Source organism: Bacillus sp. RCC_6_1 (genome assembly GCF_041360755.1).
Classification (GTDB): domain Bacteria; phylum Bacillota; class Bacilli; order Bacillales; family Bacillaceae_G; genus Bacillus_A; species Bacillus_A cereus.
On record NZ_JBFUPV010000024.1, the window covers coordinates 33440 to 48345 of the forward strand.

Genomic DNA, 14906 nt, shown 5'->3' on the forward strand with positions numbered 1-14906 from the left:
GTTGAAAGATACATTTGTTGAAAAAGTAGATGACTTTGTAAAGCAGCATGATGTATTAAAAAATGATTCAACAATTGTTGTGGGAGTTTCTGGTGGTCCTGACTCGTTAGCGCTTTTATATTATTTATTAGAAAAAAGAGCGGAAAAACAGTTGGAAATTGTAGTAGCTCATGTGGATCATATGTTTAGAGGTGATGAATCTCATGAGGATTTACGGTTTGTGCAGGGCCTTTGTGAAGAACTGGGAATTATTTGTGAAACGATAAGGATTAATGTATCACAATATCAACAGCAATACGGAATGAATGCACAGGTTGCTGCTAGAGAATGCAGATATGCATTTTTGGAAAGAATAATGAAGAAATATGATGCAAGATATGTTGCTCTTGGACATCATGGAGATGATCAAGTCGAGACAATTTTAATGCGTCTTGTAAGAGGGAGTACTCCGAAAGGATATGCAGGAATTGCAGTGAAGCGTCCTTTTCATAATGGGTATTTAATTAGGCCGTTACTTGGGGTAACGAAGGAAGAAATTGTTGATTACTGTAATAAGCTAAATTTAATGCCACGTATAGATCCGAGTAATAAAAAGGAAGTATATACAAGGAATCGATTACGTAAATATGTCCTTCCTCATTTGAAAGAAGAAAATCCACAAGTGCATGAGAAATTCCAAAAATTTAGCGTGCAGATGCAAGAGGATGAGGCTTATTTGCAGGAATTAGCTTTTGAGAAAATGAATAAAGTAATTACAAAAAAAAGTGATAAACAAATTAGCTTATCAATTCCTGCCTTTGAATCCATGTCTATGCCTTTACAAAGAAGAGGGATTCAACTAATATTAAACTATCTTTATGAATATAAGATTCCATCTTCTCTTTCTTCCATACATATTGACAAGGTGATTGAGTTTTTTAAGCGGACGCAACCTTCAGGTTCACTTGATTTTCCAGGTGATTTGAAAATTGTTCGTACATACGAGGAGTGTAGCTTTAGATTTAAACAAGAAATTGTTTCTCCTTTTTTACAAGATTTATCAGTACCCGGGACCATTACGCTATTGAACGGGGATGAATTTGTAACAGAGGTGAGCGAAGATATACCAAGTAACATGAATGAAACAGTATTTGTTGCTAAGTATAATGATATATCATATCCACTTCGTATTCGTTCTAGGGAAAATGGAGATCGCATGTCAATACAAGGTATGAATGGCACGAAAAAGATAAAAGCTATTTTTATCGAAGCAAAAGTACCGAAAGAAAAAAGAGAAGAATGGCCGGTCGTTTGTGATGCAAGTGGGACCATTATTTGGGTACCCTTGTTGAAGCGATCTGCATTTGCAATTTCGAAAGAGATGGCAAAGAAGGATAAATATATGATTATTCACTACAAAAGCAAGGAGTCTTCCGGGAGGATAATGAAATGATGAATCAAGATATCGAAAAAGTATTAATTTCTGAAGAGCAAATACAAGAAAAGGTGCGCGAACTAGGTGCAATTGTTGCAGAGGATTATAAAAACACAGTACCTCTTGCAATTGGTGTATTAAAAGGCGCAATGCCATTCATGGCAGATTTATTAAAGAGAACAGATACATATCTTGAAATGGATTTTATGGCTGTATCTAGTTACGGTCACTCTACAGTTTCAACAGGCGAAGTGAAAATTTTAAAAGATCTTGATACTTCTGTAGAAGGTCGCGATATTTTAATCGTCGAAGATATTATTGATAGTGGTCTTACACTAAGCTACTTAGTAGACTTATTCAAATATCGTAAAGCGAAGTCTGTAAAAATTGTTACATTATTAGATAAGCCAACAGGCCGTAAGGTTGATCTGAAAGCGGATTATGTTGGATTTACTGTTCCACATGAATTTGTAGTAGGATATGGATTAGATTATAAAGAGCAGTACCGTAATCTTCCTTATGTAGGCGTATTAAAACCAAGCGTTTACTCAAATTAATTAAATATAGGCTTCACAATTGTATAGGAAAGTTTTTCTATGTTACGATTTACTATAGTGTTTATGCCGTGAGAGGAGGTTAGGAATGAATCGTATCTTCCGTAATACCATCTTTTATTTACTGATATTCTTAGTAGTAATTGGAATCGTGAGCTATTTTAATGGTTCGACACAAAAAACGACATCAGTTAGCTACGACAAATTCATTACTAAACTAGAAAGCGGTGAAGTGCGTAATGTGCAACTTCAACCGAAAAATGGTGTATTTGAGGTAAAAGGACAATTTAATAACTCTAGCCAAGGAGAACAATTTGTTACTTATGCACCAAATACTGAGGAATTACAAAAGAAAATTAATGATAAAGCGAAAGGTGCCGAAGTTAAGTATCAACCAGCAGAAGAAACAAGTGCCTGGGTAACATTCTTTACTTCAATCATTCCATTTGTCATCATCTTCATTTTATTCTTCTTCTTATTAAACCAAGCTCAAGGCGGCGGTAGCCGTGTTATGAACTTCGGGAAAAGTAAGGCGAAGTTATATAATGATGAAAAGAAAAAAGTTCGTTTCAGAGATGTTGCTGGTGCGGATGAAGAGAAACAAGAACTTGTTGAGGTAGTTGAATTCTTGAAAGACCCTCGTAAGTTCTCTGAAGTTGGTGCTCGTATTCCAAAGGGTGTCCTATTAGTTGGACCTCCAGGTACAGGTAAAACTTTATTAGCACGTGCTGTTGCAGGTGAGGCTGGCGTTCCATTCTTCTCTATCAGTGGTTCTGACTTCGTAGAGATGTTTGTGGGTGTCGGTGCATCACGTGTACGTGATTTATTTGAAAATGCAAAGAAAAATGCTCCTTGTATCATTTTCATTGATGAAATTGATGCAGTAGGGCGTCAACGTGGCGCAGGTCTTGGTGGTGGCCATGATGAGCGTGAGCAAACGTTGAACCAATTACTTGTTGAAATGGATGGATTCGGTGCAAACGAAGGTATTATTATCATCGCTGCGACAAACCGTCCTGATATTCTTGATCCAGCATTATTACGTCCAGGTCGTTTTGACCGTCAAATTACAGTAGATCGTCCAGATGTAAATGGCCGTGAAGCTGTACTGAAGGTGCATGCTCGTAATAAACCGCTTGATGAGAATATCAACTTAAGAGCAATTGCAACTCGTACGCCAGGATTCTCTGGTGCTGATCTTGAAAACTTATTAAACGAAGCTGCTTTAGTAGCTGCGCGTCAAGATAAGAAGAAAATTGATATGAGTGACATTGATGAAGCAACGGATCGCGTTATTGCAGGTCCGGCTAAGAAAAGTCGTGTTATCTCTGAAAAAGAACGTAATATCGTTGCTTTCCATGAAGCGGGTCATACTGTAATTGGTGTTGTTCTTGATGAAGCTGATGTCGTTCATAAAGTAACAATTGTCCCTCGTGGTCAAGCTGGTGGATATGCAGTAATGCTTCCGAAAGAAGATCGTTACTTCATGACAAAGCCAGAGTTACTTGATAAAATCACTGGTTTACTTGGTGGTCGAGTAGCTGAGGAGATTGTATTTGGTGAAGTGAGTACAGGTGCTCACAACGACTTCCAACGTGCGACGGGCATTGCAAGACGCATGGTTACAGAATTCGGTATGAGTGATAAGCTTGGACCAATGCAATTTGGTAGTTCGCAAGGTGGTCAAGTGTTCTTAGGAAGAGACTTCCATTCAGAGCAAAACTACAGTGATGCAATTGCACACGATATCGATGTAGAAATGCAAACGATTATGAAAGAATGTTATGCTCGTGCAAAAGACATTCTTACTGAAAATCGTGATAAGCTAGATCTTATTGCAAAAACGTTACTTGAAGTAGAAACGTTAGATGCTGAGCAAATCAATCATTTATGTGATTACGGCAGATTGCCAGAACGTCCAACATCTTCAGATGATGTGAAAGTAAACATCAACATGAAGAAAGACGATGAAGATAAAGAAGATAAGTAAGAAACGAAGGAGTGACTATCGTCACTCCTTTTTTGTTTGTTAAAACCTTTGTTAATTACTATTGAGAACTTAGTGGATAAAGTAATTTAAGTAAAACTAGTATTAAAAATTGAAATAGAGAGCAATCTTTTTGTAAAATGATGAGGATAGGAAAGCTGATTATATAAGTATGTGTGATATGATGTTTTTATAAGTTTTATACATACTGCACAAATATAGATTAAATAAGATAAGTGGTGAGAATATGATTTTTGTATTGGATGTAGGGAACACAAATGCTGTACTAGGTGTGTTTGAAGAGGGGGAACTTCGTCAGCATTGGCGCATGGAAACAGATCGTCATAAGACAGAAGATGAATATGGAATGCTTGTAAAGCAATTGCTTGAGCATGAAGGTCTTTCGTTTGAAGATGTGAAAGGTATTATTGTGTCTTCAGTCGTACCACCAATTATGTTTGCTTTAGAGCGCATGTGTGAAAAATATTTTAAAATTAAACCGCTTGTAGTAGGGCCTGGGATAAAAACAGGGCTAAATATTAAATATGAAAATCCGCGTGAAGTAGGCGCAGACCGAATTGTAAATGCAGTAGCAGGAATCCACTTATATGGAAGTCCGCTTATTATTGTTGATTTTGGTACGGCTACTACATATTGTTATATTAACGAAGAAAAGCATTATATGGGTGGAGTTATTACGCCAGGAATTATGATTTCAGCAGAGGCTTTATATAGCAGAGCAGCAAAACTTCCTCGTATCGAAATTACAAAACCAAGCAGTGTAGTTGGGAAAAATACAGTAAGTGCGATGCAATCGGGTATTCTTTATGGTTATGTTGGACAAGTGGAAGGTATTGTTAAGCGTATGAAAGAAGAAGCTAGACAAGAACCTAAAGTTATTGCAACAGGTGGATTAGCAAAATTAATTTCCGAAGAATCGAATGTAATTGATATTGTAGATCCATTTTTAACGTTAAAAGGTTTATACATGTTATATGAACGTAATGCAAATTTACAGCATGAGAAAGGTGAATAAATACGTATGAAAGATTATTTAGTAAAAGCGTTAGCGTTTGATGGAGAAGTGCGTGCGTATAGTGTACGTACAACAAATACAGTAAGTGAGGCGCAAAGACGTCATGATACATGGAGAACAGCTTCAGCGGCACTAGGGCGTTCTTTAACTGCGGGTACAATGATGGGCGCAATGTTAAAAGGTGAGCAAAAGTTAACGATTAAGGTAGAAGGTAACGGTCCGATTGGTCCTATCTTAGTAGATGCTCATGCAAATGGAGATGTACGTGGTTATGTAACGAATCCGCATGTTGATTTTGAAGGAACAGAACAAGGGAAGTTACGTGTATATCAAGCGGTAGGTACAGAGGGGTTTGTAACTGTAATTAAAGATATTGGAATGCGTGAGCCGTTTATTGGTCAATCTCCAATCGTTTCAGGAGAATTAGGAGAAGACTTTACGTATTATTTTGCAGTTTCTGAACAAACGCCTTCTTCTGTAGGTGTTGGTGTTCTTGTAAATGGAGATGATAGCATATTAGCGGCAGGTGGATTCATCCTTCAAATTATGCCGGGTGCGCAAGATGAAACGATTTCATTTATTGAAGACCGTTTACAAAAGATTCCACCTGTATCAACGTTGATTGAACAAGGACTTTCTCCGGAAGAGCTACTATATGCAGTTCTTGGAGAAGATAAAGTAAAAGTATTAGAAACAATGGATGTTCAATTTAATTGCACATGCTCACGCGAGCGTATTGAGAGTGTATTAATTAGTTTAGGTAAAACAGAGTTAGAGCAAGTTCGTGAAGAAGAGGAAGAGACAGAAGTTCACTGTCATTTCTGTAATGAACGATACAAGTTCTCTAAAGAAGATATTACAAATTTAATCGAGAATTTGTAATAAGGGAATTAAGAGGAGCAATCCTCCAAATGAATTGACAAACAGGGAATTTTCTGACAAAATCTAAATATAGATAAAACCAATAAAAATACTCGGTGTTAGGAGTGACAGGAATGCGAGTGGCACAATCAGTTTCAGAATTAATCGGGAAAACGCCGATCGTTAAGTTGAACCGCATCGTAGAATCAGACAGCGCAGATATATACTTAAAATTAGAATTTATGAATCCGGGGAGTAGCGTTAAAGATCGTATCGCATTAGCTATGATTGAAGATGCTGAAAAAAATGGATTATTAAAAGAGGGCGATACAATCATTGAGCCGACAAGTGGTAACACAGGAATTGGTTTAGCGATGGTAGCGGCTGCTAAAGGATATAATGCAATCTTAGTAATGCCAGAAACAATGAGTATTGAGCGTCGTAATTTATTACGTGCTTACGGTGCGGAATTAGTATTGACTCCAGGGCCTGAAGGAATGGGTGGAGCAATTCGTAAAGCGACTGAATTAGCAAAAGAGCATGGCTACTTTATACCACAACAGTTCAAAAACCAATCGAATCCAGAAATTCACCGTTTAACAACAGGTCCAGAAATTATTGAACAAATGGGTGACCAATTAGATGCGTTTATTGCAGGTATTGGTACAGGTGGAACGATTACTGGTGCTGGTGAAGTACTGAAGGAAGCGTATAAAGATATTAAAATTTATGCAGTAGAACCTGCAGATTCACCAGTATTATCTGGTGGGAAACCAGGTCCACATAAAATCCAAGGAATTGGGGCGGGATTTGTTCCGGAGACGTTGGATGTAGAAGTATATGATGAAATTATTCAAGTGAAAACAGAGCAAGCATTTGAATATGCGAGAAGAGTGGCTAAAGAGGAAGGTATTTTAGTTGGTATCTCTTCAGGCGCAGTTATTTATGCAGCAACAGAAGTTGCGAAAAAGTTAGGTAAAGGGAAAAAGGTACTTGTTATTATCCCGAGTAACGGTGAACGTTATTTAAGTACACCACTTTATCAATTTGAATCATAATTAAACGCGATTGAAAAAGCATCCTTGAAAAAGGGTGCTTTTTCTTTTGGGATTGGAAATAGGAAAAGAGTGAATGACTAGAAAACTTCATGTAAAATAAGAGGTAGTATAATTAAATTATTTTCACTAGCCTTCGAGTATAATCAATCTCTATATAAATAACTTATGTAGTTTGAGCTGGTTAATCTAAGAGGGTGGGATAAAAGAAGACGGGGTGTTGATATGCAACGAAGAAAATCTTTAGCGCTTTCTATTCCATATCAGTTAGATTTCTTTAAGCAATATAAATTTCTTTCTCAGGGTAAATCGCAACATATTTTGTTAGAAAGCGGCCGTGGCGGTCGTTATAACATTGTAGGGCTGAACCCAGTAGCGGTAATCCGAGGGAAGGATGAAACGTTACATATAAGTGAAAGTGGTAAGGAAACAATAAAACGAGGGAATCCGTTAGATTTAATGCAAGAATATATGGAACAATGGAAGACGGACTATAACCCAGAGTATCCGCCTTTTCAAGGTGGTGCAATTGGCTATTTCAGTTATGACTGTATCCGTTATATTGAAAAGCTGCCTTCTCTTGCGGAAGATGATATTAATATACCTGACATCTTCTTTTTATTATTTGATGACGTATTTGTCTATGATCAAAAAGAACAAGTGTTATGGGTTATTACGCATTATATAGATAAATATGAAGAGGCAAAAGAACGGCTAAATGAGTGGAAGAGTCTTTGGATGACAGAAGCGCCTGAAGTGACTGTGCCCTTTGAAAGTCCTGAAAAGAAAAGTGAAGCAGTTGCTTTTACTGAAGCCGGCTTTATGAAGGCAGTTGAATGTATTCAAGAATATATTGGGGCGGGTGATGTGTTCCAAGTAAACTTGTCGACGAGACAAGAAAGAACGTTACAGACACACCCACTAGAAATTTATACAAGTCTTCGTGAAATTAATCCATCTCCATATATGGGTTACCTGGAGCTTGGGGATTTTCAAATTGTTAGTGGATCGCCAGAGTTGTTAATTAAGAAACAAGGAACTGAAGTAAGTACAAGACCAATTGCTGGAACGAGATCTAGAGGCGCGGATGAGCAAGAGGATGAAGAATTAGCAAGAGAATTAATTGAGAACGAAAAAGAAAGAGCAGAGCATGTAATGCTTGTGGATTTAGAAAGAAATGATTTAGGACGTGTTTGTAAATATGGCACTGTAGAAGTAGATGAATTTATGGTAATTGAGAAATACTCACATGTTATGCATATTGTTTCTAATGTGCGTGGTGAGGTGGAAGAAGATAAAGATGCTTTTGATTTAGTGAAGGCTGTATTCCCTGGGGGAACAATTACTGGTGCCCCGAAAATACGTACGATGGAAATTATTGAGGAATTAGAACCTGTTCGAAGAGGGATTTATACAGGTTCAATCGGTTGGATTGGTTATTCTGGAGATACAGAATTGAATATTGTAATTAGAACACTTCTTGCTAAAGATGGAAAAGCTCATGTACAAGCAGGGGCGGGAATTGTAATTGATTCAAATCCAGAAAATGAATATAAAGAGTCGTTAAAAAAGGCGATTGCTTTATGGCGTGCAAAAGAACGTAGCGAAGAAACGGTTAGGTGAGAGAAATGATATTAATGATTGATAATTATGATTCTTTTACATTTAATTTAGTGCAGTTTCTTGGAGAACTTGGACAAGAGCTCGTTGTTAAACGTAACGATGAAGTGACCATTTCAGATATTAAGAATATGAAACCAGATTTTCTAATGATTTCTCCAGGTCCATGTAGTCCTAATGAAGCGGGGATTAGTATGGAAGTTATTAAATACTTTGCTGGAAAGATTCCGATTTTTGGAGTTTGTCTAGGGCATCAATCCATTGCACAAGTGTTTGGTGGAGAGGTTGTCCGTGCAGAACGATTAATGCATGGGAAAACGTCGCTTATGCATCATGATGGAAAGACGATTTTTTCGGATATTCCTAATCCGTTTACTGCGACGCGCTATCATTCCCTTATTGTTAAGAAAGAGACGTTACCCGATTGCTTAGAGGTAACATCTTGGACAGAGGAAGGAGAAATTATGGCACTTCGTCATAAGACATTGCCGATAGAGGGTGTGCAATTCCATCCGGAATCTATTATGACTTCTCATGGGAAAGAGTTGTTACAGAATTTCATTTGTAAATACAGTCCAAGTGCAACGTTATGTTAATTTACGTAAATGGTCAGTATGTAGAAGCAAGTGAAGCGAAAATTTCTCCTTATGATCATGGTTATTTATATGGTCTTGGAGTTTTTGAAACGTTTCGTATTTATAATGGTCATCCTTTCTTATTGGATGATCATTATGACCGTTTAATAGAAGCGCTGGATACATTGCAAATTAAATGGACAATGAAAAAAAATGACGTGATGCTTATTTTGAAAGATTTACTCGCTAAGAATGAATTGAAGCATGCATATGTACGTTTTAATGTATCAGCGGGTATAGATGAAATAGGATTACAAACGGAAATGTATGAAGAGCCTTCGGTTATTGTTTTTATAAAACCTTTAACAGCTCCAGGAGATGTAGTGGAAAAAGAAGGTGTTATTCTAAAACAAGTGCGAAATACACCGGAAGGAACATTTCGTCTGAAGTCTCATCATTATTTAAATAATATTTTAGGGAAGCGTGAAATTGGAAATGTTGTGAGTAAGGAAGGTATTTTTCTTACTGAAGCAGGTTATGTTGCAGAGGGTATTGTTTCCAATCTATTTTTTGTGAAAGGTGATGTTTTATATACACCTTCGTTAGAGACAGGGATTTTAAATGGTATCACTCGTGCGTTTATTATAAAGAGTGCTGAAGAATTAAATATAGAAGTAAAGGAAGGTTTCTTTACAAAAGATGAGCTACTTTCAGCGGATGAAGTCTTCGTAACAAACTCCATTCAAGAAATTGTTCCGCTTTATCGTATAGAAGCGCAGGATTTCCCGGGTAAAGTAGGAGTGGTTACAAAAAGTTTAATGTACCTTTATGGAATGCAAAGAGAGAAATTATGGAGCAGAAATGAATTACGAAGAGGAGATGTGTAGTTTGAAGTGGGATTATGATTTACGCTGCGGCGAATATACATTGAATTTAAATGAAAAGACATTAATTATGGGGATTTTAAATGTAACACCAGATTCGTTTTCTGATGGTGGGAGTTACAACGAAGTAGATGCTGCGGTACGTCACGCAAAAGAAATACAAGGTGAAGGTGCTCATATTATTGATATTGGTGGCGAATCTACTCGCCCGGGTTTTGCTAAAGTATCAGTAGAAGAAGAAATAAAGCGAGTTGTCCCGATGATTCAAGCAGTTTCAAAAGAAGTAAAATTGCCTATATCTATCGATACATATAAAGCTGAAGTTGCAAAGCAAGCAATTGAGGCTGGTGCTCATATTATTAATGATATTTGGGGAGCGAAGGCGGAGCCGAAAATTGCTGAAGTCGCAGCTCATTACGATGTACCCATCATTTTAATGCATAACCGCGATAACATGAATTATCGTAATTTAATGGCGGATATGATTGCTGATTTGTATGACAGTATTAAAATTGCTAAAAATGCTGGTGTGCGAGATGAGAATATTATTTTAGATCCAGGTATCGGTTTTGCTAAAACACCTGAGCAGAACTTAGAGGCGATGCGTAATTTAGAACAGTTAAATGTGCTAGGTTATCCGGTTCTCTTAGGTACTTCGAGAAAGTCCTTTATTGGGCACGTATTAGATTTGCCAGTAGAGGAACGCCTTGAGGGAACGGGAGCTACTGTTTGTCTTGGTATTGAAAAGGGCTGTGAGTTTGTTCGTGTCCATGATGTGAAAGAAATGGCGCGTATGGCTAAAATGATGGATGCGATGATTGGTAAGGGGGTAAGGTAATTGGATAAAATTTATATCCATGATATGGAGTTTTATGGTTATCATGGCGTGTTCCCAGAGGAGAATAAATTAGGTCAGAGATTTAAAGTTGACTTAACGGTGGAGTTGGATTTAAAGCGTGCAGGGGAAAGTGATGACTTAGAGCATTCGGTCAATTATGGAGAGCTTTTCGAATTATGTAGAAAAGTTGTTGAGGATAGAAAGTATAAGCTTGTGGAGAGTATCGCTGAAAATATTGCTGCAGATATATTAAAACAATATGAAAGTATTTCGCGCTGTACAATTAAGGTAATTAAGCCGGATCCACCGATACCGGGTCATTATCGTGCTGTAGCAGTAGAAATTACGAGAGAACGTCCATGAACAATATAGCTTACATTGCATTAGGGTCAAATATTGGAGAGCGTTATACGTATCTAACCGAAGCGATTCAGTTTTTAAATAAAAATCCTTATATTCAGGTTGATGATATTTCATCTGTATATGAAACTGAGCCAGTTGGCTATACTGACCAAAGTTGCTTTTTAAATTTAGTTATAAAAATTTCTACCAATTTATCACCACAAGAATTATTGAAAGCAACACAAAAAGTAGAAAATGACCTAGGAAGAAAAAGGGAAATTAGGTGGGGGCCGAGGACTATCGACCTTGACATTTTACTTTATAATCAAGAGAATATTGAAGCAGAGAATCTTATTGTTCCGCATCCGCGGATGTTTGAAAGAGCTTTTGTTATCGTTCCGTTGTTAGAAATTAATCAAGACATAAAACAAAACATTTCATGTTCACAAGTAGAAGAAATGAAAAGGCGAGAGGGAGTAACGGTATGGAAGCAGAAAAATGGGGAAGACGCATTCGTGCTTTTCGAAAGCTAAAAGGTTACACACAAGAAGGTTTTGCTAAAGCACTAGGGGTATCTGTATCTGTTTTAGGTGAGGTTGAGAGAGGGAATAGATCGCCTTCTCAAGATTTTGTAGTAGAAGTTGCTAAGGCATTAAATGTTTCGATAGAGGAATTAATGCCAAAGTGATTGTACAGGAAGGAGTAGATTGATTGTTAAAGATTGCAAATATCGAGATGAAAAATCCGGTTGTACTAGCACCGATGGCGGGAGTGTGTAACTCTGCATTCCGTTTAACAGTAAAAGAATTTGGTGCCGGATTAGTTTGTGCTGAAATGGTAAGTGATAAGGCAATATTACTTAATAATAAAAGAACATTAGATATGTTATATATCGACGAGAGAGAAAAGCCATTAAGTTTACAAATTTTTGGTGGAGAGAAAGAAACTCTTGTAGATGCTGCGAAATATGTAGATAAATATACGACAGCAGACATAATTGATATTAATATGGGTTGTCCAGTGCCGAAAATCGTTAAATGTGATGCTGGAGCAAGGTGGCTTTTAGACCCGAATAAAATATATGAAATGGTAGCAGCGGTTGTAGATGCTGTTGAAAAGCCGGTTACAGTTAAAATGCGTATCGGTTGGGATGAAGAACATATTTTCGCAATAGAAAATGCTAGGGCTGTTGAGCGTGCTGGTGGCCAAGCTGTGGCGGTTCACGGACGTACACGAGTGCAAATGTATGAAGGAAAAGCGGATTGGGATATTATTAAACAAGTAAAACAATCTGTAAATATCCCGGTTATCGGAAATGGTGATGTCGCAACGCCGCAAGATGCAAAGCGTATGCTTGATGAAATTGGTGTAGATGGTGTTATGATTGGGCGTGCTGCTCTTGGAGATCCGTGGATGATTTATCGTACGGTAAAGTATTTGGAGACAGGTGAATTAATGCCGGAACCAACAGTGCGCGAGAAAATTGATGTATGTATGTTGCATCTAGATCGTCTTATCGACTTAAAGAATGAAAGTGTCGCTGTAAGAGAGATGAGAAAACATGCAGCTTGGTATTTAAAAGGTGTTCGTGGTAATGCGAGTGTACGTAATGGTATTAATGCTTGTAACACACGGGAAGACCTTGCGAATGTGTTAGGTACATTTGTAGAAGAAGTGGAAGCGAAACAACAAACAATTTACGTTGGTTAATAATGGGCATAGGAGATTGACATTCTTCTATACACTTCCTATAATTACGTGAAAGAAAGAAGAGCTGCCAGTTAGTTGCTGGCAGTTTTTCTAGTTGAGTAGAAAATGCTATACTGTATATATTGTAAAATTAAATAGAGCTGGAGTGATATCAATATCATGGATAACATGAACCACGAAGAATTAAACGACCAATTGATTGTTCGTCGTGAAAAGCTACATAATTTACGTGAACAAGGAATTGACCCGTTCGGTAAAAGATTTGAACGCACAAATTCAACAACTGACTTAGTGAGTCTATATGGAGAGTTCTCTAAAGAGGAATTAGAGGAGAAGGAAATCGCTGTTTCTATCGCTGGTCGTATTATGACAAAACGCGGAAAAGGGAAAGCTGGATTTGCACATGTTCAAGATTTACATGGACAAGTTCAAATTTATGTTCGTAAAGATGCTGTTGGAGATGACGAGTACGAATTATTTAAAACAGCAGATTTAGGTGATTTAGTAGGTATTGAAGGTAAAGTGTTCAAAACAAACGTTGGAGAACTTTCAGTAAAAGCAACAGGCTTTACGCTATTAACGAAATCTCTTCGTCCATTACCAGATAAATACCATGGATTAAAAGATGTTGAACAACGCTACCGTCAACGTTACTTAGACTTAATTACAAGTATGGAAAGTCGTGAAACGTTCGTTACTCGTAGTAAAATTATTCGTGAGATGAGAAGATACCTAGATGACAACGGTTATCTTGAAGTGGAAACACCTATGATGCATGCAATTGCAGGTGGAGCTTCTGCGCGTCCTTTCACTACACACCATAATGCGTTAGATATGGAATTATATATGCGTATCGCAATTGAGCTACATTTAAAGCGTCTTATTGTGGGTGGTTTAGAAAAAGTATATGAGATCGGCCGTGTATTCCGTAATGAGGGTGTATCAACTCGTCATAACCCTGAGTTTACGATGATTGAATTATATGAAGCATACGCTGATTATAAAGATATTATGAAGTTAACAGAAGATATGGTTGCTCATATCGCGAAAAAAGTACTGGGTACAACAACAATCCAGTATGGTGATTATGAAATTAATCTAGAACCAGAATGGACACGTCTTCATATGGTAGATGCGATTAAGCAATACTCTGGAGCTGATTTCTGGAATCCGATGAGTATAGAAGAAGCGCGTGAACTTGCAAAAGAACATAATGTAGAAATTAAAGATACAATGGAAGTTGGTCATATTATAAATGAATTCTTCGAACAAAAAGTAGAAGATAAATTAATCCAACCAACATTTATTTACGGTCATCCGGTAGAAATCTCGCCGCTTGCGAAAAAGAATGATGAAGATCCAAGATTTACAGATCGTTTCGAATTATTTATCGTTGCGCGTGAACATGCAAATGCATTCACTGAGTTAAATGATCCAATCGATCAAAAAGAACGTTTTGAAGCGCAATTAAAAGAGCGCGAACAAGGTAATGACGAAGCTCACATGATGGATGACGATTATATTGAAGCTCTTGAGTACGGTATGCCTCCTACGGGTGGATTAGGAATCGGTATTGATCGTCTAGTTATGTTATTAACAAATGCACCATCTATTCGTGATGTATTATTATTCCCTGCTATGCGCCATAAACAAGACTAAGCTTTGGAGATTTCTCCAAAGCTTTTTTTATTTGAGCATGAGTTGCGTGGGTATAGTAAATCTTGATAGTGCGAGAAATTATATTTATATAGAAGAAATGTGCTGTTTTTATACTTTTTTACTAAGTTAAAAATTTTATTAGAAAAACTATTGCATTTTAATAATCAAACTGGTATATTTATATTCGTTGCCACGAAAGGTAACAAACAAAACAAACGAAAAACAACTTATTAAAAAAGTTGTTGACGAAAATATAACGAAATGTTATATTGATAAAGTCGCTTCTGAGCGACAAAGTAGTTCTTTGAAAACTGAACGAAACAAACAACGTGAAACGTCAATTTTTATTTTAGATGCTAGACAAACTAACT

General features: G+C 37.1%; 16 protein-coding genes. All 16 read left to right on the plus strand.

Going from position 1 to position 14906, the window contains the following annotated elements:
* Position 1 precedes the first annotated feature (1 nt).
* Complete coding sequence (tilS, locus tag AB6801_RS30340) at positions 2-1432, plus strand: tRNA lysidine(34) synthetase TilS (RefSeq protein ID WP_000655458.1); 1431 nt, start codon at positions 2-4, stop codon at positions 1430-1432.
* Positions 1429-1971 carry a hypoxanthine phosphoribosyltransferase gene (gene hpt / locus AB6801_RS30345; RefSeq protein WP_000981844.1) on the plus strand — a complete coding sequence of 181 codons (543 nt, stop codon included), beginning with the start codon at positions 1429-1431 and terminating at the stop codon, positions 1969-1971. Before tilS ends, hpt begins: the two co-directional genes overlap by 4 nt.
* An 85-nt stretch (positions 1972-2056) precedes the next feature.
* Positions 2057-3958, plus strand: a complete 1902-nt coding sequence (gene ftsH, locus AB6801_RS30350; RefSeq protein WP_001079672.1) for an ATP-dependent zinc metalloprotease FtsH — start codon at positions 2057-2059, stop codon at positions 3956-3958.
* A gap of 244 nt (positions 3959-4202) precedes the next feature.
* Positions 4203-4991 carry a type III pantothenate kinase gene (locus tag AB6801_RS30355; protein ID WP_000578368.1) on the plus strand — a complete coding sequence of 263 codons (789 nt, stop codon included), beginning with the start codon at positions 4203-4205 and terminating at the stop codon, positions 4989-4991.
* 6 nt (positions 4992-4997) lie between these two features.
* On the plus strand, positions 4998-5873 hold the full coding sequence (gene hslO / locus AB6801_RS30360; RefSeq protein WP_000656372.1) for a redox-regulated molecular chaperone HslO: 876 nt from the start codon (positions 4998-5000) through the stop codon (positions 5871-5873).
* Positions 5874-5986: 113 nt separating this feature from the next.
* Entirely contained in the window at positions 5987-6910 is a 924-nt protein-coding gene (gene cysK, locus AB6801_RS30365) for a cysteine synthase A (RefSeq protein WP_001261719.1), read from the plus strand.
* A gap of 222 nt (positions 6911-7132) precedes the next feature.
* On the plus strand, positions 7133-8530 hold the full coding sequence (gene pabB, locus AB6801_RS30370) for an aminodeoxychorismate synthase component I (protein ID WP_065702700.1): 1398 nt from the start codon (positions 7133-7135) through the stop codon (positions 8528-8530).
* A 5-nt stretch (positions 8531-8535) separates the two neighbouring features.
* Positions 8536-9123 carry an aminodeoxychorismate/anthranilate synthase component II gene (pabA, locus tag AB6801_RS30375; RefSeq protein ID WP_097999572.1) on the plus strand — a complete coding sequence of 196 codons (588 nt, stop codon included), beginning with the start codon at positions 8536-8538 and terminating at the stop codon, positions 9121-9123.
* The gene (gene pabC / locus AB6801_RS30380) at positions 9117-9989 is read left to right on the plus strand and encodes an aminodeoxychorismate lyase (protein ID WP_097999573.1); all 873 of its coding nucleotides are present in this window, start codon (positions 9117-9119) and stop codon (positions 9987-9989) included. Before pabA ends, pabC begins: the two co-directional genes overlap by 7 nt.
* Positions 9964-10824 carry a dihydropteroate synthase gene (gene folP / locus AB6801_RS30385; protein ID WP_141527186.1) on the plus strand — a complete coding sequence of 287 codons (861 nt, stop codon included), beginning with the start codon at positions 9964-9966 and terminating at the stop codon, positions 10822-10824. Before pabC ends, folP begins: the two co-directional genes overlap by 26 nt.
* On the plus strand, positions 10825-11187 hold the full coding sequence (gene folB, locus AB6801_RS30390; protein WP_000358062.1) for a dihydroneopterin aldolase: 363 nt from the start codon (positions 10825-10827) through the stop codon (positions 11185-11187).
* Complete coding sequence (gene folK / locus AB6801_RS30395; RefSeq protein ID WP_097999574.1) at positions 11184-11699, plus strand: 2-amino-4-hydroxy-6-hydroxymethyldihydropteridine diphosphokinase; 516 nt, start codon at positions 11184-11186, stop codon at positions 11697-11699. The genes folB and folK overlap by 4 nt, the downstream gene beginning before the upstream one ends.
* Positions 11651-11854, plus strand: coding sequence for a helix-turn-helix domain-containing protein (locus AB6801_RS30400; RefSeq protein ID WP_000387024.1), 204 nt, complete (start codon positions 11651-11653; stop codon positions 11852-11854). Before folK ends, AB6801_RS30400 begins: the two co-directional genes overlap by 49 nt.
* Positions 11855-11877: 23 nt before the next feature.
* Positions 11878-12876 carry a tRNA dihydrouridine synthase DusB gene (dusB, locus tag AB6801_RS30405; protein ID WP_000912251.1) on the plus strand — a complete coding sequence of 333 codons (999 nt, stop codon included), beginning with the start codon at positions 11878-11880 and terminating at the stop codon, positions 12874-12876.
* Between the two features lie 159 nt (positions 12877-13035).
* On the plus strand, positions 13036-14535 hold the full coding sequence (gene lysS / locus AB6801_RS30410) for a lysine--tRNA ligase (RefSeq protein ID WP_000369667.1): 1500 nt from the start codon (positions 13036-13038) through the stop codon (positions 14533-14535).
* 187 nt (positions 14536-14722) lie between these two features.
* Positions 14723-14906 (plus strand): hypothetical protein (locus tag AB6801_RS30415; RefSeq protein WP_370941353.1); only part of this gene is annotated, 184 nt, incomplete at its 3' end.